At 56.5% G+C, this 24786-nt stretch carries 25 protein-coding genes, 1 pseudogene and 1 other annotated feature; of the genes and pseudogenes, 17 read left to right on the forward strand and 9 right to left on the reverse strand.

The genetic code is table 11. The features are described 5' to 3' along the window. Window positions 1–26: 26 nt before the first annotated feature. Window positions 27–1364: an MFS transporter gene (locus KGA69_RS06365; protein WP_213292911.1), complete on the forward strand. Its 1338-nt coding sequence runs from the start codon at window positions 27–29 to the stop codon at window positions 1362–1364. 51 nt (window positions 1365–1415) lie between these two features. After that, window positions 1416–2642 carry a DUF3748 domain-containing protein gene (locus tag KGA69_RS06370; RefSeq protein ID WP_045395953.1) on the forward strand — a complete coding sequence of 409 codons (1227 nt, stop codon included), beginning with the start codon at window positions 1416–1418 and terminating at the stop codon, window positions 2640–2642. A 1-nt stretch (window position 2643) separates the two neighbouring features. Here KGA69_RS06370 and KGA69_RS06375 read toward each other — a convergent pair whose 3' ends face one another. Beyond that, complete coding sequence (locus KGA69_RS06375; protein WP_020077625.1) at window positions 2644–2973, reverse strand: YceK/YidQ family lipoprotein; 330 nt, start codon at window positions 2971–2973, stop codon at window positions 2644–2646. A gap of 233 nt (window positions 2974–3206) precedes the next feature. Beyond that, window positions 3207–3281, forward strand: a sequence feature (ROSE (Repression Of Heat Shock gene Expression) occurs in the 5'-region of heat shock genes and acts as an RNA thermometer to modulate expression.). Between KGA69_RS06375 and ibpA the strand changes: the two genes are divergently transcribed. From ibpA to KGA69_RS06395, 4 genes are all read left to right on the forward strand, one after another. Beyond that, window positions 3275–3688 carry a small heat shock chaperone IbpA gene (gene ibpA, locus KGA69_RS06380; RefSeq protein WP_015703892.1) on the forward strand — a complete coding sequence of 138 codons (414 nt, stop codon included), beginning with the start codon at window positions 3275–3277 and terminating at the stop codon, window positions 3686–3688. Its footprint overlaps the feature before it by 7 nt. A 116-nt stretch (window positions 3689–3804) precedes the next feature. After that, window positions 3805–4233 carry a small heat shock chaperone IbpB gene (gene ibpB, locus KGA69_RS06385; protein WP_015369047.1) on the forward strand — a complete coding sequence of 143 codons (429 nt, stop codon included), beginning with the start codon at window positions 3805–3807 and terminating at the stop codon, window positions 4231–4233. Window positions 4234–4467: 234 nt separating this feature from the next. Continuing rightward, on the forward strand, window positions 4468–5160 hold the full coding sequence (locus KGA69_RS06390) for a hypothetical protein (RefSeq protein WP_047044619.1): 693 nt from the start codon (window positions 4468–4470) through the stop codon (window positions 5158–5160). A 439-nt stretch (window positions 5161–5599) separates the two neighbouring features. Beyond that, entirely contained in the window at window positions 5600–7261 is a 1662-nt protein-coding gene (locus KGA69_RS06395; protein WP_047044622.1) for a putative transporter, read from the forward strand. Here the strand turns inward: KGA69_RS06395 and KGA69_RS06400 are convergent. Further along, on the reverse strand, window positions 7229–7975 hold the full coding sequence (locus KGA69_RS06400) for a GntR family transcriptional regulator (protein ID WP_049059680.1): 747 nt from the start codon (window positions 7973–7975) through the stop codon (window positions 7229–7231). The genes KGA69_RS06395 and KGA69_RS06400 overlap by 33 nt on opposite strands. Window positions 7976–8272: 297 nt before the next feature. Between KGA69_RS06400 and KGA69_RS06405 the strand changes: the two genes are divergently transcribed. The 5 genes from KGA69_RS06405 to KGA69_RS06425 all read left to right on the forward strand — a co-directional run bounded on the left by KGA69_RS06405 (window position 8273) and on the right by KGA69_RS06425 (window position 12497). Further along, a complete protein-coding gene (locus tag KGA69_RS06405) occupies window positions 8273–9895 on the forward strand; it encodes an alpha-glucoside-specific PTS transporter subunit IIBC (protein WP_049059678.1) in 1623 nt (540 codons plus the stop codon). Continuing rightward, window positions 9892–11214 carry a 6-phospho-alpha-glucosidase gene (locus KGA69_RS06410; RefSeq protein ID WP_020077628.1) on the forward strand — a complete coding sequence of 441 codons (1323 nt, stop codon included), beginning with the start codon at window positions 9892–9894 and terminating at the stop codon, window positions 11212–11214. The genes KGA69_RS06405 and KGA69_RS06410 overlap by 4 nt, the downstream gene beginning before the upstream one ends. A 98-nt stretch (window positions 11215–11312) precedes the next feature. After that, a complete protein-coding gene (locus tag KGA69_RS06415; protein WP_015369053.1) occupies window positions 11313–11660 on the forward strand; it encodes a YidH family protein in 348 nt (115 codons plus the stop codon). After that, the gene (locus tag KGA69_RS06420) at window positions 11650–12012 is read left to right on the forward strand and encodes a DUF202 domain-containing protein (protein ID WP_015369054.1); all 363 of its coding nucleotides are present in this window, start codon (window positions 11650–11652) and stop codon (window positions 12010–12012) included. The genes KGA69_RS06415 and KGA69_RS06420 overlap by 11 nt, the downstream gene beginning before the upstream one ends. Next, complete coding sequence (locus tag KGA69_RS06425; protein ID WP_063447573.1) at window positions 12009–12497, forward strand: radical SAM protein; 489 nt, start codon at window positions 12009–12011, stop codon at window positions 12495–12497. The genes KGA69_RS06420 and KGA69_RS06425 overlap by 4 nt, the downstream gene beginning before the upstream one ends. On the opposite strand, the gene dsdA is transcribed toward KGA69_RS06425, so the two are convergent. Continuing rightward, entirely contained in the window at window positions 12494–13822 is a 1329-nt protein-coding gene (gene dsdA / locus KGA69_RS06430; protein ID WP_213292912.1) for a D-serine ammonia-lyase, read from the reverse strand. The two genes, KGA69_RS06425 and dsdA, sit on opposite strands and share 4 nt — an antisense overlap. A gap of 16 nt (window positions 13823–13838) precedes the next feature. Continuing rightward, window positions 13839–15176: a D-serine transporter DsdX gene (gene dsdX, locus KGA69_RS06435; RefSeq protein ID WP_045389052.1), complete on the reverse strand. Its 1338-nt coding sequence runs from the start codon at window positions 15174–15176 to the stop codon at window positions 13839–13841. A 223-nt stretch (window positions 15177–15399) separates the two neighbouring features. Here dsdX and dsdC point away from each other — a divergent pair, with 223 nt between their 5' ends. Then, window positions 15400–16323 carry a DNA-binding transcriptional regulator DsdC gene (dsdC, locus tag KGA69_RS06440; protein WP_045395944.1) on the forward strand — a complete coding sequence of 308 codons (924 nt, stop codon included), beginning with the start codon at window positions 15400–15402 and terminating at the stop codon, window positions 16321–16323. Window positions 16324–16895: 572 nt separating this feature from the next. On the opposite strand, the gene emrD is transcribed toward dsdC, so the two are convergent. From emrD to KGA69_RS06465, 5 genes and pseudogenes are all read right to left on the reverse strand, one after another. Beyond that, a complete protein-coding gene (emrD, locus tag KGA69_RS06445; protein ID WP_047044642.1) occupies window positions 16896–18080 on the reverse strand; it encodes a multidrug efflux MFS transporter EmrD in 1185 nt (394 codons plus the stop codon). A 175-nt stretch (window positions 18081–18255) separates the two neighbouring features. Then, window positions 18256–19089: a DMT family transporter gene (locus tag KGA69_RS06450; protein WP_063416238.1), complete on the reverse strand. Its 834-nt coding sequence runs from the start codon at window positions 19087–19089 to the stop codon at window positions 18256–18258. A gap of 67 nt (window positions 19090–19156) precedes the next feature. Beyond that, window positions 19157–19603: a GNAT family N-acetyltransferase gene (locus KGA69_RS06455; protein ID WP_213292913.1), complete on the reverse strand. Its 447-nt coding sequence runs from the start codon at window positions 19601–19603 to the stop codon at window positions 19157–19159. Between the two features lie 89 nt (window positions 19604–19692). Continuing rightward, entirely contained in the window at window positions 19693–19812 is a 120-nt protein-coding gene (gene tisB, locus KGA69_RS06460; protein ID WP_004145059.1) for a type I toxin-antitoxin system toxin TisB, read from the reverse strand. 370 nt (window positions 19813–20182) lie between these two features. After that, window positions 20183–20351, reverse strand: a pseudogene (locus KGA69_RS06465) (hypothetical protein). 12 nt (window positions 20352–20363) lie between these two features. Here KGA69_RS06465 and ivbL point away from each other — a divergent pair. The 5 genes from ivbL (at window position 20364) to uhpB (ending at window position 24786) form a co-directional block, all read left to right on the forward strand. Next, complete coding sequence (ivbL, locus tag KGA69_RS06470; RefSeq protein ID WP_016162016.1) at window positions 20364–20459, forward strand: ilvB operon leader peptide IvbL; 96 nt, start codon at window positions 20364–20366, stop codon at window positions 20457–20459. Between the two features lie 104 nt (window positions 20460–20563). Beyond that, window positions 20564–22252 carry an acetolactate synthase large subunit gene (gene ilvB / locus KGA69_RS06475; protein WP_045397804.1) on the forward strand — a complete coding sequence of 563 codons (1689 nt, stop codon included), beginning with the start codon at window positions 20564–20566 and terminating at the stop codon, window positions 22250–22252. Window positions 22253–22255: 3 nt separating this feature from the next. Then, entirely contained in the window at window positions 22256–22543 is a 288-nt protein-coding gene (gene ilvN, locus KGA69_RS06480) for an acetolactate synthase small subunit (RefSeq protein ID WP_016162014.1), read from the forward strand. A 150-nt stretch (window positions 22544–22693) separates the two neighbouring features. Beyond that, a complete protein-coding gene (gene uhpA, locus KGA69_RS06485) occupies window positions 22694–23287 on the forward strand; it encodes a transcriptional regulator UhpA (protein WP_015369064.1) in 594 nt (197 codons plus the stop codon). Between the two features lie 17 nt (window positions 23288–23304). Further along, window positions 23305–24786, forward strand: a complete 1482-nt coding sequence (gene uhpB, locus KGA69_RS06490; RefSeq protein WP_213293129.1) for a signal transduction histidine-protein kinase/phosphatase UhpB — start codon at window positions 23305–23307, stop codon at window positions 24784–24786.

Here is a 24786-nt window from a genome sequence, read left to right on the forward strand (position 1 = left end):
AAAACACCCTCTGTAAATTACCGGGCATGGTGAGCGGCTTCGCTATGCCCAAAATCTGGAGACAGATTGCGATGGATATTTCAGTTACCGCTGTAAAAACCGGGCGTCGCCGTTATCTGACGCTCATCATGATCTTTATTACCGTGGTTATTTGTTATGTTGACCGCGCCAACCTCGCCGTCGCCTCGGCGCATATTCAGGAGGAGTTTGGTATTAGCAAAGCGGAAATGGGCTACGTATTTTCCGCCTTTGCCTGGCTGTATACCCTCTGTCAGATCCCTGGCGGTTGGTTCCTTGACCGCGTGGGATCCAGACTTACCTACTTTATCGCTATATTTGGCTGGTCGGTGGCGACGTTGCTACAAGGTTTCGCCACCGGCTTAATGTCGCTGATTGGTTTACGCGCCATTACCGGCATCTTCGAAGCGCCAGCCTTCCCGACCAATAACCGCATGGTGACCAGTTGGTTCCCGGAGCACGAACGCGCCTCCGCCGTCGGGTTTTATACCTCGGGGCAATTTGTGGGCCTGGCCTTCCTCACGCCGCTACTGATCTGGATCCAGGAGCTATTAAGCTGGCACTGGGTATTTATCGTTACCGGTGGTATCGGCATTATCTGGTCGTTAATCTGGTTTAAGGTTTATCAACCGCCGCGCCTGACTAAAAGCATCAGCAAAGCCGAACTCGACTATATCCGCGGCGGCGGCGGCCTGGTGGATGGCGATGCGCCGCTGAAGAAAGAGGCGCGGCAACCGTTATCGAAAGCGGACTGGAAGCTGGTCTTTCACCGTAAGCTGGTTGGCGTTTACCTTGGGCAGTTCGCGGTTACCTCGACGCTGTGGTTCTTCCTGACCTGGTTCCCGAACTACTTAACCCAGGAAAAAGGCATCACCGCGCTGAAGGCCGGCTTTATGACCACGGTGCCCTTCCTCGCCGCGTTTTTTGGCGTCCTGCTCTCCGGCTGGCTGGCGGATAAGCTGGTGAAAAAAGGCTACTCGCTGGGCGTGGCGCGCAAAACGCCGATTATCTGTGGGCTGCTGATCTCCACCTGCATCATGGGGGCGAACTATACCAACGACCCCGTTTGGATCATGGCGTTGATGGCGCTGGCATTCTTCGGCAACGGCTTTGCGTCTATCACCTGGTCGCTGGTCTCCTCCCTGGCGCCGATGCGCTTGATCGGCCTGACCGGTGGGGTCTTTAACTTTGTTGGCGGGCTGGGCGGCATCACCGTCCCGCTGGTGATTGGCTATCTGGCGCAGGATTACGGCTTTGGCCCGGCGCTGGTTTATATCTCCGTGGTGGCGCTGATAGGCGCGCTGTCTTATATCCTGCTGGTCGGCGATGTGAAACGTGTAGGCTAAATTTTGGTGATACGATACCCTGATGCGTAAGTCTCGCATCAGGGTATCGTCATGAAACAAGTCACTTTTGCTCCCCGTCATCATCAGCTTACCAATATCAATACCTGGACCCCGGACAGCCAGTGGCTGGTTTTCGACGTGCGCCCGTCGGGGGCCTCTTTCACCGGCGAGACCATTGAACGGGTGAATATCCATAGCGGCGCCGTTGAAACGCTGTATCGCGCCGCTGACGGCGCCTGCGTTGGCGTGGTCACCGTACACCCGACGCAAGATAAATACGTTTTTATTCACGGCCCGGAACACCCGGACGCCAACTGGCATTACGATTTTCATCACCGTCGCGGGGTGGTTAACTGGCAGGGTGAAACCCGCAATTTGGATGCGCTGGATATTACCGCGCCTTATACTCCCGGCGCGCTGCGCGGCGGCAGCCATGTTCATGTCTTCAGCCCTGACGGCCAGTTCGTTAGCTTCACCTATAACGACCACGTACTTCACGAATACGATCCGGCGCTGGATCTGCGCAACGTTGGCGTAGCCGCGCCCTATGGCCCGGTGAGCCCGCAGGGCACCCATCCACGCGAATATGCCGGCAGCCACTGGTGCGTGCTGGTAAGCCGTACCACGGCGAACCCAGGACCCGGCAGCGATGAGATCAATCGCGCTTATGAAGAGGGGTGGGTCGGCAATCATGCACTAGCCTTTATCGGCGATACGCTGGCGGAAAACGGCGACAAAGTGCCTGAACTGTTTATTGTGACGCTGCCCCGGGATGAGGCAGGGTGGAAGCGGCAGGGCGATGCGCCGCTGGCCGGAAGTGCAACGACGATGCCCGCGCCGCCGGCAGGCGTCAGCCAGCGTCGTTTGACCTTTACCCACCAGCGCCGCTATCCGGGGCTGGTGAATGTGCCGCGCCATTGGGTACGCGCCAATCCGCAGGCCACCGAGATCGCCTTTCTGATGCGTGATGATGCAGGCGTTGTACAGCTGTGGCTTATCCCGCCTGCGGGCGGCGAGCCGCGTCAGTTAACACATACTGCTACGGGGATTCAGTCGGCGTTTAACTGGCATCCATCGGGCGCGTGGCTGGGATGCGTGGTGGAAAACAAAATCGCGCTCTGCGATGCCCGCAGCGGCGCGGTAAGTTATTTGACGACCGATCGCGAAAATCCGCCGTCCGCGGATGCCGTCGTATTTTCGCCGGATGGCAAATACCTGGCGTGGATGGAAGACGTCGACGGTTATCGCCAGTTATGGATAACCGAAACGCAGCGCTAGCTTAGCGCGAAGGCATTGGCGCTGGCGGGATAACGGAGTTGGTCGCCAGCGTCTCCTGCTCGCTTTTCTCGACGCGCGATTTTACCGAGCTGTCGGTGCGGAACATATCCCACGGCAGCAGCAGCGTGTCCATGACCGCGGTGAACGGCATATCGAGGGCCACCAGCGATTTCACGCCCCAGTTGGTGTCGTCGTCGCCCAGCGTATGGGCGCTGGAGCGCGTGCCTGGGTAGGTTCCTTCCTTGCCGCCGGTATGCGACATTACGCTGGAGCAACCGCCCACACTAATCATCCCGCTGAACAGGACCAGCTTTAACAATCCGCTTTTCATCACTCTTCCGTCATTTTATCGGGGTTACTTCGGTTATAACGAGCCGTCCCGTGAATGCCTAGCGTTATTGCACTGCACTGTGGCGAGTATCGCACTTTGCCTTTTGTGCTTTGCAACCAGTCTAAGCATTCGCCAGCAAACTGCAAAAAAATTTGGCCGAAAAGGCCTTGAAAAGCGTCGGGGCACACCCATTTTAGTAGTGTCACCCAATGAGGATACGCCTGAGGGGTATTCCGGGTCATAACGGCTTGTCCATGATGGAAAGCCATTGAATTCTCGCTGATTTCAGGAGCTATTTACTATGCGTAATTTCGATCTCTCCCCGCTTTATCGTTCTGCTATTGGTTTCGACCGTCTGTTCAACCTGTTAGAAAATAATCAAAGCCAGGGCAACGGCGGCTACCCTCCGTATAACGTTGAATTAGTGGACGAAAACAATTACCGCATCGCGATTGCCGTCGCCGGTTTTGCGGAAAGCGAATTAGAGATAACCGCGCAAGACAATCTTCTGGTGGTGAAAGGCTCCCATGCCGCCGAGCAGAAAGAGCGCACCTACCTGTACCAGGGGATCGCGGAGCGCAACTTCGAGCGTAAATTCCAGCTCGCCGATAACATTCATATTCGCGGCGCTAACCTGGTCAACGGCCTGTTGTATATCGATCTGGAACGCGTGATTCCGGAAGCGAACAAACCGCGCCGTATCGAAATTAACTAATTGCCCGCTTCAGGCCGCGCGGCGGCCTGAATAAACAACTTGCTCGCCGTCAGGGAGCAGATGCGAATTCGCTGAATTCGCAGGTACCTACTCGCTTCTCAGAAGGAGAAAACACTATGCGTAACTACGATTTATCCCCTCTGCTGCGTCAATGGATCGGTTTTGACAAACTGGCTAACGCCCTGCAAACCGCCGGTGAAAGCCAAACCTTCCCGCCCTATAACATCGAAAAAAGCGACGATAACCATTACCGCATTACCCTCGCGGTAGCCGGGTTCCGTCAGGAAGATTTGGATATTCAACTGGAAGGTACGCGTCTGACCGTTAAAGGCACGCCGCAGGCGGCTGAAAAAGAGACCAAATGGCTGCATCAGGGGCTGGTGAATCAGGCCTTCAGCCTGAGTTTCACCCTCGCGGATAATATGGAAGTCTCTGGCGCCACCTTCACCAACGGCTTGTTACATATCGACTTAACCCGCCACGAGCCGGAAGTCGCCGCCCCGCAGCGTATCGCGATTAGCGAGCGCCCGGCGCTGAATAGTTAATTAAGCCACATCGCTTTCAAGCCCCGATAACTCGGGGCTTTTTTGTGCGTGAAAGCGCATTAAATCACCTTGCTGCAACAGATGTTTCAGTTTAAAAACGAATGCTTGCCATATAGGCTTACTAAAACAAGGGATATGTTATGAATGAACGGCAGTCACTTGAAGTGAGGGGAGCGGCCACCCGTTCCAGTGATGCTGTTAACAGCTATTATGATAAATGAAGCAAGGAGCGATATGTACTACCGGAATGAAGTTCAGGGATATTTTAAAAATAATAGAATCTTAGCTTTGAAATTTGATAGGGCTCTGTCCAGTGTCAGAGTGGGGGTGTCAAATCAGATTGAAATGATAGGTTCAGGAGCTAAAAGAGCGTTGTACTATTCCTCATGCTTTACCAGTGAATATCAGGATGTCTGCAAGCAACAAAAGCAAGAGGATATAAGATTTACAATAGGTCTTGGTCGTGTTATTGAAGGGGATAGTGTGGTTTTTGAAATGGTTAAGGTTTATTTTGATGAGATTTTTAAGTCCAAAACAACACAGCAATTAGAAAAAATAAAAAAAATCCTCATGACTGTAAATATTCACATAGCAGCAAGCACCTTGACACAACAGGGCTTTTCTCTGGGGGTGGCATCGGCTGTCGCAGTAAGTACAAATGTAAGCTTTAGCATGAGTGCATTAACCGGTCGGGCTGCTGGTATAGCTGTTGGGATTGCTGGAGTATATGGCATTGTACAAAAAGCTGCTGAGAGTGCTAATCAACTGCGCTCGCTTCATCCATGGTATTATTTTGCATTATATTCAAAGGGGCTGGAAATGATGTATTTTCTTGTCTCATCTATATTTGAAAAGGCCGGTGCATTTAGAGTGCATCAAATCTCTGATGATGATATTGCTGATATTATTAAACGAATGATTAGGTAGATGATATGGGGTTTGTTAAGTCACTTTTGAAACGGTTTTTTAAAACGTTAATATCAGCTTATGTTCCAGCTTTGTTGGTTGTTATATTCGCCGTTGTGTTTTTCAGATTTTTCCCTGAAGGTCCTGTTTGGCCTGTGGGGGTATTTGTTATTTTTATTATTTATGTCTTTGCCCGCTATGTTAAGTAGGATGTATTTTAATGATGAGGAGCTTCAATAACGATCGATTCAAAATCCGCAGGCCCCTCGAGTCTTCTACGCAAAGCGCACCTTGCAGCGGCGTCCCTACTGCGCCTGTCGAGTAAAAAGTGCTGCAAAAAAGAAAAATGCTCCCGAGTAGCGGAGCTACTCCGCAATTATTGTGCGCCATGCGGCATACAACCCACCCGGCAGCAGTCATAATCCCTGTTAATGATAATGTTATTCACAGGGAAAATAGTATGAGTGATATAGCATTGACCGTCAGCGTGTTGGCGCTGGTTGCGGTGGTGGGATTGTGGATCGGCAATGTCAAAATCCGCGGCGTTGGCTTTGGTATCGGCGGCGTGCTGTTTGGCGGCATTATCGTGGGCCACTTCGTGGATCAGGCAGGGATTACGCTGAGCAGCCCGATGCTGCATTTCATCCAGGAATTTGGCCTTATTCTCTTCGTTTATACCATCGGTATTCAGGTCGGCCCGGGCTTTTTTGCCTCGTTACGCGTCTCCGGACTTAAGCTCAATCTGTTCGCGATCCTTATCGTCGTACTTGGCGGACTGGTGACGGCGATCCTGCATAAACTGTTCAATATTCCGCTGCCGGTGGTGCTTGGTATCTTCTCCGGTGCGGTCACCAATACCCCGGCGCTTGGCGCCGGGCAGCAAATCCTGCGCGACCTTGGCCTGCCGTTTGATGTCGTCGATCAGATGGGGATGAGCTACGCGATGGCCTATCCATTCGGGATCTGCGGCATTCTGCTGACCATGTGGCTGGTGCGGCTGTTCTTTCGCATCAATGTGGAAAAAGAGGCGCAGCAGTTTGATGAGAGCAGCGGTAACGGCCATGCTCATCTGCATACCATTAACGTGCGGGTGGAAAACCCGAATCTAAATAATATGGCGATTCAGGACGTGCCAATGCTCAACAGCGACAAAATTATCTGCTCGCGGTTGAAGCGCGATGAGCTATTGATGGTGCCGGCGCCGGCTACGCTTATCCAGCATGGCGACCTGCTGCACCTGGTCGGGCGGCCGGAAGATTTACATAACGCGCAGTTGGTGATTGGTAAAGAAGTGGCGACTTCGCTCTCAACGCGCGGTACCGATCTCAAAGTGGAACGCGTGGTGGTCACTAACGAGAAGGTATTAGGGAAGAAAATCCGCGATCTGCACTTTAAACAACGCTATGACGTCGTGATTTCGCGGCTTAATCGCGCTGGGGTTGAGCTGGTGGCCAGCAGCCATGCCAGCCTGCAGTTTGGCGACATTCTTAACTTAGTTGGACGGCCTCAGGCCATTGACGCGGTGGCTAATGAACTCGGCAACGCGCAGCAAAAGCTGCAGCAGGTACAAATGCTACCGGTGTTTATCGGCATTGGTCTCGGGGTGCTGCTGGGGTCTATTCCGCTGTTTATTCCCGGTTTCCCGGCGGCGTTAAAACTGGGGCTGGCCGGCGGGCCGCTGATTATGGCGCTCATCCTCGGGCGTATCGGCAGCATCGGTAAGCTGTACTGGTTTATGCCGCCGAGCGCCAACCTGGCGCTGCGCGAACTCGGTATCGTGCTGTTTCTGGCGGTGGTGGGGCTGAAATCCGGCGGCGATTTTGTCGACACCCTGCTCCACGGCGAGGGGCTAAGTTGGATCGCCTACGGTATTTTCATCACCGCTATCCCGCTGCTGACGGTGGGCATACTGGCGCGGATGCTGGCGAAGATGAACTATCTGACCCTCTGCGGCATGCTGGCGGGCTCAATGACCGACCCGCCGGCGCTGGCCTTCGCCAACAACCTGCACGCCACCAGCGGCGCGGCGGCGCTCTCCTACGCCACGGTTTATCCGCTGGTGATGTTCCTGCGGATAATCACCCCTCAACTACTGGCCGTGCTGTTCTGGGGGTTGAGTTAGCGGGCTCTGTGCCTGGACCCGGCGCAGGTGGTAATCCACCTGATACTCGCTGGCGTTGCGGAACATCACGGAATAGTTAAGAAACTCGCCGCTATCGCTGTAGGAAAGCGAGGTAATGCGCAGCAGCGGCGTCTGCTCCGGCACGTTCATTGAGCGTGCCAGCTGTTTATCCGCCAGTACCGGGGTGAGGGTTTCATAGTTGCCGCTGATGGTGATACCGCACTCTTTCTCGATATAGTCGAACTTCGACCCCTCCAGATGACCCAACGACAGATGGCGGAACAGTTTAACCGGCATATAACTGTCCTCCAGCATTAGCGGTTTACCATCGACGTAGCGCACCCGGCGTGAGAAATAGATCCGTTCATCAATTTTAATTCGCAGCTGACTGGCGATAGCCGGCGGCGCGGGCATCACTTCGAATACCAATACCTGACTTACCACTTCTTTACCCTGCTGGCGCAGAACTTCCGCCAGCCCGGTCAGGTTGCTGGTCTCATGGTGTACATCTTTGCGCGCGACATAGGTGCCGGAGCCTTGGCGGCGCACCACTAATCCACTTTCCACCAGCAGGTCAATGGCTTTGCGAATCGTCATGCGCGCCACGCCGAACTCCTGCGCCAGTTTTTTCTCGCCCGGTAACGGGCTGCCAATGTTGAAATCGGAAGAGTTGAGCCGTAAACGCAGTTTGTCAGCAATAGATTTGTAGATCACCAGTAGACCTCTATTCGTCATTGATGAATCAGCGATAGCCAGCTGACGTGAATTATAAAATTATAAAAAACAATAAATTAAAAACTATAAGTGACATTGATTTCGTCACCTCAATTCATCGTGTCTATGTTTTACGCAAAAAGTAGACAACATTGACCGAATTAAAACCATGAATGCGATCACGAATCGCAGCGGCGCAGCATGTTGCCGACGGGGCGAATTCCTATGCTCGAAGCAGGCCGGTAAAGAACAAAAAAAGGCCACTTACCCTACGAGTTGTTACATGAGGATTTTCAAATGCTCAGTCAAATACAACGCTTTGGCGGCGCCATGTTTACCCCGGTTTTGCTGTTCCCATTCGCCGGGATTGTGGTGGGTATCGCCATTATGCTGCGTAATCCGATGTTTGTCGGCGAAGCGCTCACCGCACCCGATAGCCTGTTCGCGCAAATTGTTCACATCATTGAAGAGGGCGGCTGGACCGTCTTTCGTAATATGCCGCTGATTTTCGCCGTCGGCCTGCCGATTGGCCTGGCGAAGCAGGCCCAGGGCCGGGCCTGCCTGGCGGTACTGGTCAGTTTTCTTACCTGGAACTACTTCATCAACGCCATGGGGATGACCTGGGGCCACTTCTTCGGCGTTGATTTCACCCTGGATCCCACGGCGGGAAGCGGCCTGACGATGATTGCCGGGATTAAAACCCTGGATACCAGCATTATCGGGGCCATCGTTATCTCCGGCATCGTCACCGCGCTGCACAATCGTTACTTCGATAAACCGCTGCCGGTGTTCCTCGGTATTTTTCAGGGATCGTCGTTCGTGGTGATAGTTGCCTTTCTCGCGATGATCCCTTGTGCCTGGCTTACGCTGCTCGGCTGGCCGAAGGTACAGATGGGGATTGAGTCGCTGCAGGCTTTCCTGCGCTCAGCCGGCGCGCTCGGGGTGTGGGTTTACATCTTTCTTGAGCGCATTTTGATCCCGACCGGCCTGCATCACTTTGTCTATGGGCCATTTATCTTTGGTCCGGCGGTAGTGGAAGGCGGCATCCAGGTCTACTGGGCGCAGCATCTGCAGGAATTTAGCCAGAGCGTTGAACCGTTGAAAGCGCTGTTCCCTGAGGGCGGTTTTGCGCTGCATGGCAATTCGAAAGTCTTTGGTTCGGTGGGTATTGCGCTGGCGCTTTACTTCACCGCCGCGCCGCAAAACCGGGTGAAGGTCGCCGGTTTGCTGATCCCCGCCACTTTGACCGCGGTGCTGGTGGGCATTACCGAGCCACTCGAGTTTACCTTCTTGTTTATCTCACCGCTGCTATTTGCCGTGCATGCGCTGCTGGCGGCCACCATGGCGACGGTGATGTATATCTGCGGCGTCGTGGGGAACTTCGGCGGCGGCCTGCTCGATCAGTTCCTGCCGCAAAACTGGATCCCGATGTTCCATCACCACGCGTCGATGATGTTTATCCAGATAGGCATCGGCGTCTGCTTTACCGGCATCTACTTCGTCATCTTCCGCACCCTGATCCTGCGCCTGAACCTGAAAACGCCGGGTCGCGAAGACAGCGAAATCAAGCTTTACAGCAAAGCGGATTATCAGGAGGCGCGCGGTAAAACCAGCGTGGCGGCAGTTGCGGAAAACAAGCTGGGTCAGGCCGCCGGCTTCCTGCAGGCGCTGGGCGGGGCCGGCAATATTGAAAGCATCAATAACTGCGCCACCCGACTGCGTATCGCGCTGGTGGATATGGCGAAAACGCAAAGCGACGAGGTGTTTAAAGCACTCGGCGCTCACGGCGTGGTCCGCCGCGGCAACGGCATTCAGGTCATTGTTGGTCTGCATGTCCCGCAGGTTCGCGACCAGCTGGAAACCTTAATGAAAGATTCTTTATCGACCGAACACACCACCATGACGGAGGCAGTATCATGAAAAAATTCTCAGTTGTTATCGCAGGCGGCGGCAGCACCTTTACCCCTGGCATCGTTTTAATGCTGTTGGCAAACCGCGATCGTTTCCCGCTGCGGGCGCTAAAATTTTATGACAACGACGGCGCGCGTCAGGAGACTATCGCCGAAGCCTGTAAAATTATCCTCAAAGAACAGGCGCCAGAGATTGAGTTCAGCTACACCACCGACCCGCAGGCCGCCTTTAGCGATGTCGACTTCGTGATGGCGCACATCCGCGTCGGCAAATACCCGATGCGCGAGCAAGATGAAAAAATACCGCTGCGCCACGGCGTGTTGGGTCAGGAAACCTGCGGACCGGGCGGGATTGCCTATGGTATGCGCTCTATCGGCGGCGTGCTGGAGTTGGTGGATTATATGGAGAAATATTCGCCAAACGCCTGGATGCTCAACTACTCCAACCCGGCGGCGATAGTGGCTGAAGCCACCCGTCGCCTGCGGCCTAATGCTAAAATTCTCAATATTTGCGATATGCCGATCGGCATTGAAGGGCGGATGGCGCAAATCGTCGGGCTGAAAGACCGCAAACAGATGCGCGTGCGTTACTACGGCCTTAATCACTTCGGCTGGTGGACCTCGATTGAAGATCTCGACGGCAACGATTTGATGCCGAAACTGCGCGAGTATGTGGCGAAATACGGCTATGTACCGCCATCAAATGACCCGCACACCGAAGCCAGCTGGAACGATACGTTTGCCAAAGCGAAAGATGTACAGGCGCTGGATCCGCAAACGATGCCAAACACTTACCTGAAATATTATCTGTTCCCGGATTACGTGGTCGCGCACTCCAACCCGGAACGTACCCGCGCGAATGAGGTAATGGATCATCGGGAGAAAAACGTCTTTAGCGCCTGCCGGGCGATTATTGCCGCCGGTAAATCTTCCGCGGGCGATCTGGAGATTGACGAACACGCGTCGTATATCGTCGATTTAGCGACGGCTATCGCCTTTAACACTCAGGAACGAATGTTGTTGATTGTGCCGAACAATGGCGCAATCCATAACTTTGATGCCGACGCGATGGTAGAGATCCCTTGTCTGGTCGGTCATAACGGACCGGAGCCGTTGACGGTGGGCGATATTCCGCATTTCCAGAAAGGGATGATGAGCCAGCAGGTGGCGGTGGAAAAACTGGTGGTGGATGCGTGGGAGCAGCGTTCATATCACAAGCTGTGGCAGGCGATTACGCTATCGAAAACCGTACCGAGCGCCTCGGTGGCGAAAGCGATCCTCGATGACCTGATTGCCGCCAATAAAGCGTACTGGCCTGAGCTGCATTAACCCTCGTTTTACCGGCATCCATCGGGTGCCGGTTCTTCTCTCCTGTTCGTGATTTAGGCTATGCTGTGGCCTGCTTGCGTGACGAACAAGGACTGCTGATGAAAATTTCCCGCATTGGCGAAGCGCCGGATTACCGCTTTTCGCTGGCCAATGAACGCACCTTTCTGGCGTGGATCCGTACGGCGCTCGGCTTTCTCGCCGCGGGCGTCGGGCTCGATCAGCTGGCGCCGGATTTTGCCACTCCGCTTATTCGCGAAGTGCTGGCGCTGCTGCTGTGCCTGTTTGCCGGCGGGCTGGCGGTGTATGGCTATCTGCGCTGGTTGAGTAACGAAAAGGCGATGCGCCTGAAGCAGGATCTCCCCTATACCCGTACGCTGCTGGTGATTAGCGTCCTGCTGCTGGCGGTCGTGGCGGCGGTGATGCTGCTGGTGCTGTATGGCGGATAAACGCCGGGCGCGGCGGGAGAACGATCCCGGTTTACAGCCGGAGCGCACCTCGCTGGCGTGGTTCCGTACTCTGCTTGGCTACGGGGCGCTGATGGCGCTGGCGATCAAACATAACTGGCATAGCGCCGGGCTGGCGTTCTGGATATCGATTGGCGTACTGGCTGTGGTGGCGATCGTTCTCTGGCGCTACACCCGCAGCCGCCATTTAATGGATGTTGCCGAGAGCGATTTTTTGCAGCCGGGAGCAGTTCGTGACAAATTTTTGATCTCCCTCGCAGTGCTTTCGCTGTCATTATTGTTTGCTGTAACGCATCTACGGCAGATCATTTTATTTCTTAAGGATGTGACATGACAGGATGTCGGACAGAATGCCACTCCCTCGCTCACAACGAACCGGCAGTGCAGGAGGTCAAAGTTTATCGCCACCACTGCCAGCAACCGCAGCAGCTATATCGGGAGCTACGCGCGCAGGGCGTGCGCGCCGTTCGTTTTATTCCGCAGCTCAGAGCGGAAGATGCCAATGCATGGGGAAAATTCCTTTGCGCCATTTTCCATATCTGGGCGCGGGAAGATATTGGCCGCATAACGATTACGTTGTTTGAGGAAACCCTGCGTATCTGGTGCGGCGAACCGCTGCGCGAACAGCGGCAGGTGGCCGCCAATAGCGCCTGTTTTGTCTGTGCATGGCGGCGGCTGTGCGCGGGCGACGACGACCCGCTCTGTGAAGGCTACCGCCAGTTCTATGTCGCCAGCGCCCCCTGTATGCGGGTCATGCGCGATCTGCGTAAACAGCAGCGGTCACCGGGCGAACTGATGCCGCTGCTGCGAGCGATTTAACGTCCCTTCGCCAGATACTGCGCCATCTCTTCTTCCGGCACCATACCGCCGCCGGTCGCCCATACCAGGTGGGTGGCCTGACGTAGCTGTTCGTCGCTCAGTCCTTGTAGCTGATGGTACGCTTTACTGGCGCAGACGCGCTGCGGCCCTGCCATCCCGGCCAGCGCGGACGGCTCAAGGCGAATGTTTTCCGCCGTTGCCAGCCAGCCCAGCATGTCGTACATCGTTTGATCGTCAAGGGTATACAGGCCGTCGAGCAGGCGCTCCATCGTTCGGCCAACGAAGCCGGAAGCGCGGCCGACCGCCAGACCATCGGCGGCGGTCAGGTTATCAATCCCTAAATCCTGCACCGCAATCTGGTCATGGAGCCCGGTGTAAATGCCGAGCAGCATACAGGGCGAATGGGTCGGTTCGGCGAACAGACAGTGAACGTGGTCGCCAAACGCCAGTTTCAGGCCGAATGCGACGCCCCCGGGGCCGCCGCCAACGCCGCATGGCAGATAGACGAACAGCGGGTGATCGGCATCGACCACGCGTCCTGCCTGGGCAAACTGCGCTTTCAGGCGTTCGCCGGCCACGGCATAGCCGAGGAACAGCGTGCGCGAGTTTTCATCGTCGATGAAGAAACAGTTCGGGTCGGATTCCGCCGCCTTGCGCCCCTGTTCGACCGCCACGCCGTAATCTTCTTCATACTCAACGACCGTTACGCCGTGGCTGCGCAGTTTGGCCTTTTTCCATGCGCGGGCATCCGCCGACATATGCACCGTGACCTTAAAACCGATGCGCGCGCTCATGATGCCGATCGACATACCGAGGTTGCCGGTAGAACCGACGGCGATGCTGTACTGGCTGAAGAACTGTTTGAATTCCGGCGTCAGCAATTTGCGATAATCATCTGCGATGGTGAGCAGTCCGGCTTCCAGCGCGAGCTTTTCCGCATGGGTCAGCACTTCATAAATGCCGCCGCGCGCCTTAATGGAACCCGAAATCGGCAGGTGGCTATCTTTTTTCAGTAACAGATCGCCATTAATCGGCTGATTGAATTGTTGCTCGAGGCGGCGTTTCATTGCCGGAATGGCAACCACTTCTGATTCGATAATCCCGCCGGTGGCGGCCGTTTCTGGAAAGGCTTCCGCCAGATACGGCGCGAAGCGCTGCAGGCGTTCGTGAGCGTCTTTTACATCTGCGGCGGTCAAGCCGACATAGGGCAAACCTTGCGCCAGCGTCGTCGTCGCCGGGTTAAACCAGGTGGTTTCTTTCAGCGCGATCAGCTCCTGCACAAGCGGGAAGGTCGCGGTTAATTGGGTCAGGTCAGCGTTTTTCATATTACGTCTCGTTCGCTTAGATGATGAAAGAAAGCAGGAAGGTGGCGGCGAGTGCAAGTAAAGAAGCGATAAATGTCGCCGTCGTATAATACTTGAACGTTTCGCTGAGGCTTGCGCCACAGTATTGTTTCACCAGCCAGAACAGGGAATCCGTTACGATCGTGCAGCCAATGGCGCCGGAACCGATGGCAATAGCGATGATCTCCGGGCTTACGCCGGGATACAGCGGCAGCATCGGGGCGACGATAGCGGTGGCGCCCATCATGGCCACGGTAGCGGAACCGACGGCGGCGTGAAGGATCAGCGCCACCAGCCAGGCCAGCAGAATCGGATGCATATGCAGATTCGAGAGGATCACCGCCAGGCTATCGGCCAGGCCGCTGGATTTCAAAATCGCGTTGAACGCGCCGCCCGCGCCAATAATCAGCAGAATATTAGCAATCGATCCGAAGCCGTTTTCAGTATGAGTCAGCAGGACGCCCATCCCCATCTGGCGACGAATACCGAGAATGTAATAAGCGACAAAAACGGCAATAAACATCGCGGTGATCGGGTTGCCGATAAATTCCAGCAACATATACAGCGTGCCGCCTTTAGCCATGTTCAATTCAGCGACGGTTTTCACCAGCATCAGCCCAATCGGTAGCAGCACGGTAAATAGCGTAGCGCCGAGCGAGGGCAGCGTCGATTCTTCGCGTACTTCAAGGTTGGAAAACTCGGTCGGCACCGGTTTAAACGGCAGGCGGTTGCCGAGCAGCTTGAGGAACAATGGGCCGCCAACCAGCGAGGCAATCAGGCCCACCAGCAGGCCATAGACGATGACCGTACCGATATCTGCGCCGAGTTTATTCGCCACGAACAGCGCGGCCGGATGCGGCGGCACCACGCAATGCACCGCCATCAGCGCGGTACACAGGGGGATGGCCAGCTTCAGCAGCGAGGTATTGGTTTTTTTGGCAATGGAGAACGCCAGCGGGATTAGCAGCACCACGCCGACTTCAACAAACAGCGTAATACCGCAGATCAGGCCAACCAGCACCATAATTACGTCCGCCGACAACCAGCGACAGCGCTGTAGCGCCAGGCCGATGCGTTCCGCCGCGCCGGAGACTTCCATCATCTTCCCGAGGATGGTACCGAGACCGATCACCGCCGCCAGGAAGCCAAGCGTACCGCCAATACCGCTCTCAATGGCGTTGACCATATCCAGCGGCCCCATGCCCATCATCGCGCCGACGAAAAAGCTCGCCAGCAGGAGCGCCAGAAACGGATGAAACTTCAGTTTGACGATCGTTAAAACGATTAACACGATACTGATAAATAGCGTGCCTACCACCCAGATTTGAGATTCCATACCCCACCTCGCCGTAGATAACGTGTGGTTATTGAACAGAAAAGCGACATAGGCTGACAAACGATATAAATCGCTTTTCAGGTGAGCCAAATTGATGCAATAGCGTGATTTGGTTCTTAAATAGCCCGTTAAATGTGTATTGGGTCACTTTTATTCATCTTTCAGGCGCGCTCCGGCTGCGTTTTTTTTACACTTACCGGCAAAGAAAAGGCGAGGAATTGTGATGGATGTGATGAAAGAGATAGGCAATCGGCTGCTGAACGGCTGGCAGTTGTCAAAGCTGTACACCTTTGAAGTCGCGGCTCGCCATGAGTCCTTTGCACTGGCGGCGGAAGAGCTGTCGCTGACGCCGAGCGCAGTTAGCCATCGCATCAACCAGCTGGAAGAAGAGCTGGGTATTCAGCTATTTATACGTTCTCACCGCAGGGTGGAGCTGACCCGCGAGGGGCGGCGGGTATTCTGGGCGTTGAAATCCTCGCTGGATAGCCTTAACCAGGAGATTCTGGATATTAAAAATCAGGAGCTCTCCGGCACGCTGACGGTGTACTCGCGCCCGTCGATCGCGCAGTGCTGGCTGGTACCGGCGCTGGGCGATTTCACTCGCCGCTATCCGTCCATCTCGCTGACTGTGCTCACCGGCAACGATAACGTCAATCTACAGCGCGCGGGTATCGATCTGGCAATCTATTTTGATGACGCGCCGTCAACACAGCTCAGCCATCATTTTCTGATGGATGAAGCGATCGTGCCGGTATGTACGCCGAAATACGCGCAACAGCAGCAGTTAATCCACAATCCAGGCAATCTGCGCTACTGCACGTTACTCCATGACCGCCAGGCATGGAGCAATGATTCCGGCACCGATGAGTGGTTCAGCTGGGCGCAGCAATTTGCAATTGAATTGCCGCAATCGTCGGGTATCGGCTTCGATCGTTCTGATTTAGCGGTGATTGCGGCGATGAATGACGTCGGGGTAGCGATGGGGCGTAAGCGGTTGGTGCAGAAGCGGTTAGAGAGCGGGGAGCTTATTGCGCCGTTCGGCGACATGACGCTGAAGTGTCACCAGCACTACTATGTGACGACCCTGCCGGGCCGTCAGTGGCCGAAAATCGACGCCTTTATCGAATGGCTGCACAGCCTGACATAGGGCGTAAGCCGCCACCCGGGGGATTTCCCTGCTTGCGCTACGCTTAGCAGGGCTACGGTTCTACGGAACCCACTGCCGGGGCCTTCATCAGAACGGTAGCCCGGATAAGGCGTAAGCCGCTATCCGGGGATTTCCCTGCTTGCGCTGCGCTTAGCAGGGTTACGGTTCTACGGAACCCACCGCCGGGGCCTTCATCAGAACGGTAGCCCGGATAAGGCGTAAGCCGCGATCCGGGGATTTCCCTGCTTGCGCTACGCTTAGCAGGGCTACGGTTCTGCGCAACCCACCGCCGGGGCCTTCATCAGAACGGTAGCCCGGATAAGGCGTAAGCCGCTATCCGGGGGATTTCCCTGCTTGCGCTACGCTTAGCAGGGCTACGGTTCTACGGAACCCACTGCCGGGGCCTTCATCAGAACGGTAGCCCGGATAAGGCGTAAGCCGCTATCCGGGGGATTTCCCTGCTTGCGCTACGCTTAGCAGGGCTACGGTTCTACGGAACCCACCGCCGGGGCCTTCATCAGAACGGTAGCCCGGATAAGGCGTAAGCCGCATCCGGGGAGCGCCAGCGGCGCTTATACCGGCTGCTGGTGGCTGGTAAAGCGCGAGGCCAGCGGCAGCCAGCACAGCAGAATCAACAGCCCCATTAACATCATTAGCAGGCCGAGGCTGCTTTGCCCCGTTTGCGGCATCATCGCCGACAGCCAGGCCAGCACGCCGGAGCCGATATTCTGCAAGCCGCCAACCAGCGCGCCAGCGGTACCGGCGAGGAACGGAAATGGCTCCATCGCGCCGCTGGTAGCCAGCGGGAACAACATACCCGCGCCGAAGAAGAACAGCGCCGCAGGCACCAATAATGTCCAGACGGTCATAACGCCGAACAGCCCCGGCAACCACATCATAACTCCCGCCAGCAGGCAGCAGATAACCGACTGCCACATCAACGTTGAGAAGCGTTTATTCGGACGGCCAGCGAACCACGCGCCGAAGAACGCCGCCGGGATCGGCAGAATAAACAGAATACTGACCGCCATACTGCTCAGGCCGAGCACCGCGCCCATCAGCACGCCGGAACAGGCTTCGAACACCGCAATCCCGGCCAGCCCGCCCACCAGCATCAGCAGGTAACAGTTAAAGGCGCCGGTACCGAACAGCGTTTTGTAACTGGCCAGTAGTTTCGTCCGCGGCGCGCCTTGTGGCCGCGTTTCCGGCATCCATTTCGCCATGCTGAAGGTCACGCCCGCGCATAGCACCAGTAAGAAGGCGTAGCAGGCGCGCCAGTTCCACAGGGTATCGAGGATGCCGCCGAGCAGCGGCGCAATCAGCGGGCTGACCAGTATCCCCATATTTAACAAACTGTTGGCGTGACGTAGCTGCGCGCCTTCATACAGGTCTCGCGGCAGGGTGCGCGCCATGACGCCGCCGACGCCGGTGCCCATCCCCTGCATGGCGCTGGCGGCGATCAACACCGGCAGGCTATGGGTGGTGATGGCAACCAGCGTCGCCAGCATAAAAATAGACATCCCGACGAGGATCACCGGGCGGCGGCCCACGCGGTCAGAGAGCGGGCCGTAGAACAGCTGCGAAATGCCGTACGTCAGGAGGTAGGCCGCCATTACGCTTTGTACTGCCCCTTCACGGACGTTAAGCGATACCGCCATGTCGGCGATAGCCGGAATATAAATGGTCTGCGCCATCTGGCCAACGGCCACCAGCAGTACCAGCATCAACAACAAATTGAAGTTCTTATGCCGTTTCATGTCGATGAATACTTCGTGAGCAATGAGAAATGAAGAATATGTGACTGGCACACCCCTTAAACGATGGAGGAATCTACCACAATAAAATGACAGAACAACTACATAGCACCGATTGTTGGGGAAAATTCAGGCAGGTTTTGTAAACAGGATCGGCAACTAATGTTGCCATTTTAATCTATGAGAGACGCAGCAGGATTGCTCCAGCGGCAATACCACAGGCGGCAACGATGCGCAGCGCTACCACTTGTTCCTTCAGGACGATAAATGCGATCAGCGCGCCGAACAGAATGGAGGTTTCACGCAGCGCGGCGACCACCGCCAGCGGCGCCTGAGTCATCGCCCATAGCGCCAGGCCGTAGGATCCCATGGTGCCGACGCCGCCGAGGATGCCCTTTTTCCAGTGCTGGCGTAAATAACGGCTGGCTTCGCGCCGCCGTGCCGCCATCGCCCAGCACAGCAGGCAGCAACCGTTCATAAAAAAGGTCCACAGGGTATAGCCGAGCGCCGATCCCGCCAGCCGAACCCCGGTGCCATCCACCAGCGTATAGCCCGCGATAAAACAGGCGTTGATCAGCGCCAGCATGATGCCTTTGCGGGAACTGACGCGGCCGTTGAAGGCCATTGCCAGAATCGCCAGACAGATGACGCCAATACCCAACCAGGCCAGCGGCGATAAGCGATCGCCGAGAAATATCACGCTGATAGCCGCGACCAGCAGCGGCGCGGTGCCGCGCATTAGCGGATAGGTCTGGCTCATATCCGACACCTGATAGGTCTTCGCCACCAGTACCGTATACACCACCTGTAATACACATGACGCCACCAGATAGGGGGCGCTGGCCAGCGTCGGTTGTGGCGCGAAGGGGAGCATCACCAGGGCGATCAGCGAGGCCGACCCGCTGACGCTTATCGCAGCGTACATTTTATCGCCGCTGGCTTTGACGATAGCGTTCCAGCTGGCGTGCAGCAGTGCGGCGAACAGCAAAATGCAGAATACGGTGATGGTCATCGCAGGCAAATTCAGCAGTTAAGGTCAGCGGACTGTAACACGCGCCCGCTGCGCCAACCAGCCGCGCTTACAGCGAGCAGAACAGGCGATGCGTAACCCGAGGCTCATCGTATACCGGGCGGAAACCAAAGCGTTCATAAAAGGGCCAGGCCTGCGCCGGGGCATGGGTATTAAGGAAATCGAACCAGGCGCCGGAATGCGTGATGACCGAGACCAGCAGCTGCTGGCCAATTCCCTGGCGGCGATGGCTATCGCGAATATAGAGATGGCGAATGCGCCCGGCCCGCGGCTGCTGGCTGAAGGGGTCGACGTTCAGACCGCAGACCCCAACTAACTGGCCACGGACGAACGCGCCCAGCAGCTTTTCACCAGGGGCGTTAAAGCAGTTTTTGCCGCTTTGCCAGTTTTCCGCCAGCCGACGCAGCATATTGAAGTGCTGTTCAAGGCTTTCGGCGCGCAGCGCGACGAACCCCGGATCATCCGGCGTCGTTGCGGCAATTAATAGCGGTGGCATGGTTCCTCCATCAAGTCATCCCGGAACGCCCGCAGGGCGCCTGCAGGGGGGCGGTTGCCCACCCCCCTCAGGTGCGACTTGAACCTGAATCAGCGGAACTGTTTCAGGACTGCATCAAGTAGTTGCAACACAGCAACCATGAGTTTCAGGATTAAAATAATAATATCCATTCCGCCCATACGCGCGTCTCCTGTGGTTAAGGAGCACAATAAGCTGACGTACCTTTCCGCTGCCTGTTGCCAGCTTATCCCTGTTCTCACAGGGGTTGCGCAGTGATGGCCGCACGGGCCGGACACGACGCATTGTTGACGTAACACAGTGTGCTCTCTCGGGGTTAAGGCACTGACGGCACCACCCGTTTCAGCCAGGACTTCGTTGCGCCGGTCAAACTTGCGGCCCCCGAATGGCACAAAGTGAACACATCCAGTATAGATAAATACTGTATGCATGAACAGTATTTTTTGGACAAATTCGCACCCGCCATCCATACTCTATGACAGAGAAATTTCGACCTTAAATTGCGCGAATTGCAGCGATCGCGTATACTTTTGTCGTTGACGTAATACAGTGTGCTTGCGGCTACCACCCGTAAAAATGCTGATAAAAACCTCGCTCCGGCGGGGTTTTTTGTTTTCTGCCGCTGATGTCGCGAATTGTGATCTTTCGCGCAAATTCTCGTGGATGAAAATAAATCCATTGTGAAAACGCAAAACCTGTGTTTGTATAAATTCAGCTTATTTTTCGACACAACAGGTCCCTAATGAACGCTGCCATGATGACTTCGACCCTACTAAAAACCGCGCCTGCCGCGGTGGTCGTCGTGTCTGTGGTGGTCGTCGTCGGCAATGCGCCGTAGGGTCCGGAACAACACGAATTCCAAACCCCGCCGGCGCAAACCGAGCGGGGTTTTTTGTTGGCGAGCCCCCCGGTAAAGTCGGCCCAGAATAAAAGGACTGGAGCATGGCAAGTTCGGGCACCACATCAAACACAATGCGCTTTACCGGCGCGCAGCTGGTTGTTCATTTACTGGAACGCCAGGGTATCACTATGGTCAGCGGCATTCCGGGCGGCTCCATCCTGCCCATCTACGATGCCTTGAGCCAAAGCACGCAGATCCGCCACATTCTGGCGCGCCACGAGCAGGGGGCGGGTTTTATCGCTCAGGGGATGGCGCGTACCGAAGGTAAACCCGCGGTCTGCATGGCCTGTAGCGGCCCGGGCGCCACCAACCTGATTACCGCCATCGCCGATGCCCGCCTCGATTCTATTCCGCTGGTCTGCATCACCGGCCAGGTTCCGGCCTCAATGATTGGCACCGATGCCTTCCAGGAAGTCGATACCTACGGCATTTCTATCCCCATCACCAAGCATAACTACCTGGTGCGCGACATCGCCGAGCTGCCGCAGGTGATGAGCGACGCCTTCCGTATTGCCCAGTCCGGGCGCCCCGGGCCGGTGTGGATAGATATTCCTAAGGACGTACAGTCGGCGACGATTGAACTGGAAACGCTGCCTGAGCCAGGCGAGCGCGCCCCGGCACCGGCATTCGCGCCTGAAAGCGTGCGTGAAGCGGCGGCAATGATCAACGCGGCGAAACGCCCGGTACTGTATCTGGGCGGCGGCGTGATTAACGCGCCGCAGCCGATTCGGGACCTGGCGGAAAAAGCCAACCTGCCGACCACCATGACCTTAATGGCGCTGGGTATGCTGCCGAAGGCGCATCCGTTGTCGCTGGGCATGCTGGGGATGCACGGCGCGCGCAGCACTAACTTTATTCTGCAAGAAGCTGACTTACTGATTGTTTTAGGTGCGCGTTTTGATGACCGGGCGATTGGCAAGACCGAGCAGTTCTGCCCGAACGCGAAGATTATTCACGTCGATATCGACCGCTCGGAGCTGGGCAAAATTAAGCAACCGCACGTAGCGATTCAGGGCGATGTGGCGGAGGTCTTAGCCCAGCTTATTCCGCAGATTGAAGCGCAGCCGCGTGATGAGTGGCGCCAGCTGGTGGTTGATTTACAAAGAGAATTCCCCTGCACCATCCCGCAGGAAAGCGATCCGCTCTCCCATTACGGCCTGATTAACGCCGTGGCCGCCTGCGTTGACGATGAGGCGATCATCACCACCGACGTTGGCCAGCATCAGATGTGGACGGCGCAGGCCTATCCGCTCAACCGTCCGCGCCAGTGGCTGACTTCCGGCGGTCTCGGTACCATGGGCTTCGGCCTGCCGGCGGCCATCGGCGCGGCGCTGGCCAATCCACAGCGTAAGGTTATTTGCTTTTCTGGCGACGGCAGCCTGATGATGAATATTCAGGAGATGGCCACCGCTGCCGAAAATCAGCTGGATGTAAAAATCATCCTGATGAACAACGAAGCGCTGGGGCTGGTGCATCAGCAGCAGAGCCTGTTCTATCAGCAGGGCGTCTTCGCCGCGACCTATCCGGGGATGATTAACTTTATGCAGATCGCTGCCGGTTTTGGTCTGCAAACCTGTGATTTAAATAACGAATCAGATCCGCAGGCGGCGCTGCAGGCGATTATCGACCGCCCAGGTCCGGCGCTGATCCACGTGCGTATCGACGCGCAGCAGAAAGTGTATCCGATGGTACCGCCGGGTGCGGCCAATACTGAGATGGTGGGGGAATAAGCCATGCAAAAGCAACACGATAACGTCATTCTGGAACTCACCGTCCGCAACCACCCTGGCGTCATGACCCACGTCTGCGGGCTATTTGCCCGCCGCGCGTTTAACGTTGAAGGCATTCTCTGCTTGCCGATCCAGGGCAGCGAGCACAGCCGCATCTGGCTGCTGGTAAATGATGACCAGCGGCTGGGGCAGATGATTAGCCAGATTGAAAAGCTGGAAGATGTCACCAACGTGGCGCGTAACCAGTCCGATCCCACCATGTTTAACAAAATTGCGGTGTTCTTCGAATAACGCTCAAGGCTTGAACAGCTACGCGCTTACCGCTAAGGTAAGCGCCTTTGCCGGATGGCGCTGCGCTTATCCGGCCTACAGGGAGTGAATCCGTAGGCCGGATAAGGCGTTTACGCCGCCATCCGGCGCTTTCAGGCACCAGGAAACACCATGACTACCATCGCCCTTATTGACGATCATTTGATTGTCCGCTCCGGTTTTGCTCAGCTGCTGGGGCTGGAAGCTGATTTTCAGGTTGTCGCTGAATTCGGCTGTGGACGGGAGGCGCTGGCGGGGCTACCGGGGCGCGGTGTACAGGTCTGTATCTGCGATATCTCAATGCCGGATATTTCCGGGCTGGAGCTGCTAAGCCAATTGCCGAAGGGGATGGCGACCATCATGCTGTCGGTGCACGATAGCCCAGCGCTGATCGAGCAGGCGCTGAACGCCGGCGCGCGCGGCTTCCTGTCGAAACGCTGCAGTCCGGATGAACTTATCGCCGCGGTCCGCACGGTGGCGGCGGGCGGTTGCTATCTCACGCCGGATATCGCCATGAAGCTGGCTGCAGGGCGCCAGGATCCGCTCACCAAACGTGAACGCCAGGTGGCGGAAAAGCTGGCGCAGGGCATGGCGGTGAAAGAGATCGCCGCCGAGCTTGGCCTATCGCCGAAAACCGTTCACGTTCACCGCGCCAACCTGCTGGAAAAACTGGGCGTCAGTAACGACGTTGAGCTGGCGCGCCGCATGTTCGATAGCTGGCAATGAAGGCCGTCGTCTCACGATTGCTGTCGGTGATCGGCTGCGCCTTTATCTTCTCAGCCGCCTGGTTCTGCCTGTGGAGCATCAGTCTGCATCTGGTGGAACGCGCGGACCTGGCGGTGCTGCTGTTTCCCTTTGGCCTGCGTTTAGGGCTGATGCTGCAGTGCCCGCGTGGCTACTGGCCGGTGCTGCTGGGAGCCGAGTGGCTGCTTATCTTCTGGCTGGCGCAGGAAGTGGCGCTGGCGCACCCTATAATATTGATGACCGGAAGTCTGCTGACCCTGCTGCCGGTAGCGTTGATTTCACGCTATCGCCATCAGCGCGACTGGCTGACATTATTGCGCCAGGGCGGGGCGCTGATCGCCGCCTCGCTGCTGCAATCGCTGCCGTGGTTGGCGCAAGGGAGCGAAGGATTGACCGCGCTGTTGTTGACGTTGACCGGCGGCCTGACGCTGGCGCCGACGTGCCTGGTTATCTGGCACTATCTTACCAGCACCGTCTGGCGGCCGCTGGGACCGTCGCTGGTGTCGCAGCCGGTTAACTGGCGTGGCCGACATCTGATCTGGTACCTGCTGCTCTTTACCGTCAGCCTGTGGCTACAGCTCGGGTTGCCCGCCGAACTCTCCCGCTTTACCCCTTTTTGTCTGGCGCTGCCGATTATCGCTCTCGCCTGGCACTATGGCTGGCAGGGGGCGCTGATCGCCACCCTGATGAACGCCATCGCGCTGATTGCCAGCCAGACCTGGCACGATCACCCGGTTGATTTATTGCTTTCCCTGCTGGCCCAGAGCCTGACCGGACTGCTGCTGGGAGCGGGGATCCAGCGATTGCGCGAGCTTAACCTGTCGCTACAGAACGAGCTGGCGCGTAATCGGCGGCTGGCGGAACGCCTGCTGGAAACGGAAGAGAGCGTGCGGCGCGACGTGGCGCGCGAGCTCCACGATGATATTGGCCAGACTATCACGGCAATTCGCACCCAGGCGGGGATCGTGCAGCGTCTGGCGCCACACAACGGTAGCGTACGGCAGAGCGGTCAGTTGATAGAACAGCTATCGCTGGGGGTTTACGACTCCGTGCGAAGACTGCTTGGTCGTCTGCGTCCGCGCCAGCTTGACGATCTGCCGCTTGAACAGGCGATACGTTCGTTGATGCGCGAAATGGAACTGGAAGACCGCTGCATCGTCAGCCACCTTGAATGGCGGATTAACGAGGCGGGGCTGAGCGAAAACCAGCGCGTAACGCTGTTTCGCGTTTGCCAGGAGGGACTGAATAATATCGTCAAGCACGCCAGCGCCAGCGCCGTCACCCTCCAGGGCTGGCAGCAGGATGGGCGATTGATGCTGGTGCTGGAGGATGACGGCTGCGGCCTGCCGCCGGGTTCGAATCTGCAGGGGTTCGGCCTGACCGGCATGCGTGAACGCGTGACCGCGCTGGGCGGTACGTTAACTATCTCCTGCACACACGGTACCCGCGTGTGCGTCAATCTACCGCTGCGTTACGCCTGA

Source organism: Klebsiella sp. A52 (genome assembly GCF_018388785.1).
GTDB lineage: Bacteria > Pseudomonadota > Gammaproteobacteria > Enterobacterales > Enterobacteriaceae > Klebsiella > Klebsiella aerogenes.

Bases quoted from the DNA above. Each gene is read 5' to 3' on its own strand.
- ilvB (WP_045397804.1), top strand. From the start codon at position 20,564: ATGGCAAGTTCGGGCACCACATCAAACACAATGCGCTTTACCGGCGCG.
- KGA69_RS06395 (WP_047044622.1), top strand. From the start codon at position 5,600: ATGAGTGATATAGCATTGACCGTCAGCGTGTTGGCGCTGGTTGCGGTG.
- ibpB (WP_015369047.1), top strand. From the start codon at position 3,805: ATGCGTAACTACGATTTATCCCCTCTGCTGCGTCAATGGATCGGTTTT.
- dsdA (WP_213292912.1), bottom strand. From the start codon at position 13,822: ATGAAAAACGCTGACCTGACCCAATTAACCGCGACCTTCCCGCTTGTG.
- KGA69_RS06450 (WP_063416238.1), bottom strand. From the start codon at position 19,089: ATGACCATCACCGTATTCTGCATTTTGCTGTTCGCCGCACTGCTGCAC.
- ivbL (WP_016162016.1), top strand. From the start codon at position 20,364: ATGAACGCTGCCATGATGACTTCGACCCTACTAAAAACCGCGCCTGCC.
- KGA69_RS06405 (WP_049059678.1), top strand. From the start codon at position 8,273: ATGCTCAGTCAAATACAACGCTTTGGCGGCGCCATGTTTACCCCGGTT.
- KGA69_RS06365 (WP_213292911.1), top strand. From the start codon at position 27: ATGGTGAGCGGCTTCGCTATGCCCAAAATCTGGAGACAGATTGCGATG.
- KGA69_RS06370 (WP_045395953.1), top strand. From the start codon at position 1,416: ATGAAACAAGTCACTTTTGCTCCCCGTCATCATCAGCTTACCAATATC.
- ilvN (WP_016162014.1), top strand. From the start codon at position 22,256: ATGCAAAAGCAACACGATAACGTCATTCTGGAACTCACCGTCCGCAAC.
- ibpA (WP_015703892.1), top strand. From the start codon at position 3,275: ATGCGTAATTTCGATCTCTCCCCGCTTTATCGTTCTGCTATTGGTTTC.
- KGA69_RS06455 (WP_213292913.1), bottom strand. From the start codon at position 19,603: ATGCCACCGCTATTAATTGCCGCAACGACGCCGGATGATCCGGGGTTC.
- KGA69_RS06375 (WP_020077625.1), bottom strand. From the start codon at position 2,973: ATGAAAAGCGGATTGTTAAAGCTGGTCCTGTTCAGCGGGATGATTAGT.
- KGA69_RS06425 (WP_063447573.1), top strand. From the start codon at position 12,009: ATGACAGGATGTCGGACAGAATGCCACTCCCTCGCTCACAACGAACCG.
- dsdC (WP_045395944.1), top strand. From the start codon at position 15,400: ATGGATGTGATGAAAGAGATAGGCAATCGGCTGCTGAACGGCTGGCAG.
- KGA69_RS06420 (WP_015369054.1), top strand. From the start codon at position 11,650: ATGGCGGATAAACGCCGGGCGCGGCGGGAGAACGATCCCGGTTTACAG.
- uhpA (WP_015369064.1), top strand. From the start codon at position 22,694: ATGACTACCATCGCCCTTATTGACGATCATTTGATTGTCCGCTCCGGT.
- KGA69_RS06410 (WP_020077628.1), top strand. From the start codon at position 9,892: ATGAAAAAATTCTCAGTTGTTATCGCAGGCGGCGGCAGCACCTTTACC.
- KGA69_RS06390 (WP_047044619.1), top strand. From the start codon at position 4,468: ATGTACTACCGGAATGAAGTTCAGGGATATTTTAAAAATAATAGAATC.
- KGA69_RS06415 (WP_015369053.1), top strand. From the start codon at position 11,313: ATGAAAATTTCCCGCATTGGCGAAGCGCCGGATTACCGCTTTTCGCTG.
- dsdX (WP_045389052.1), bottom strand. From the start codon at position 15,176: ATGGAATCTCAAATCTGGGTGGTAGGCACGCTATTTATCAGTATCGTG.
- emrD (WP_047044642.1), bottom strand. From the start codon at position 18,080: ATGAAACGGCATAAGAACTTCAATTTGTTGTTGATGCTGGTACTGCTG.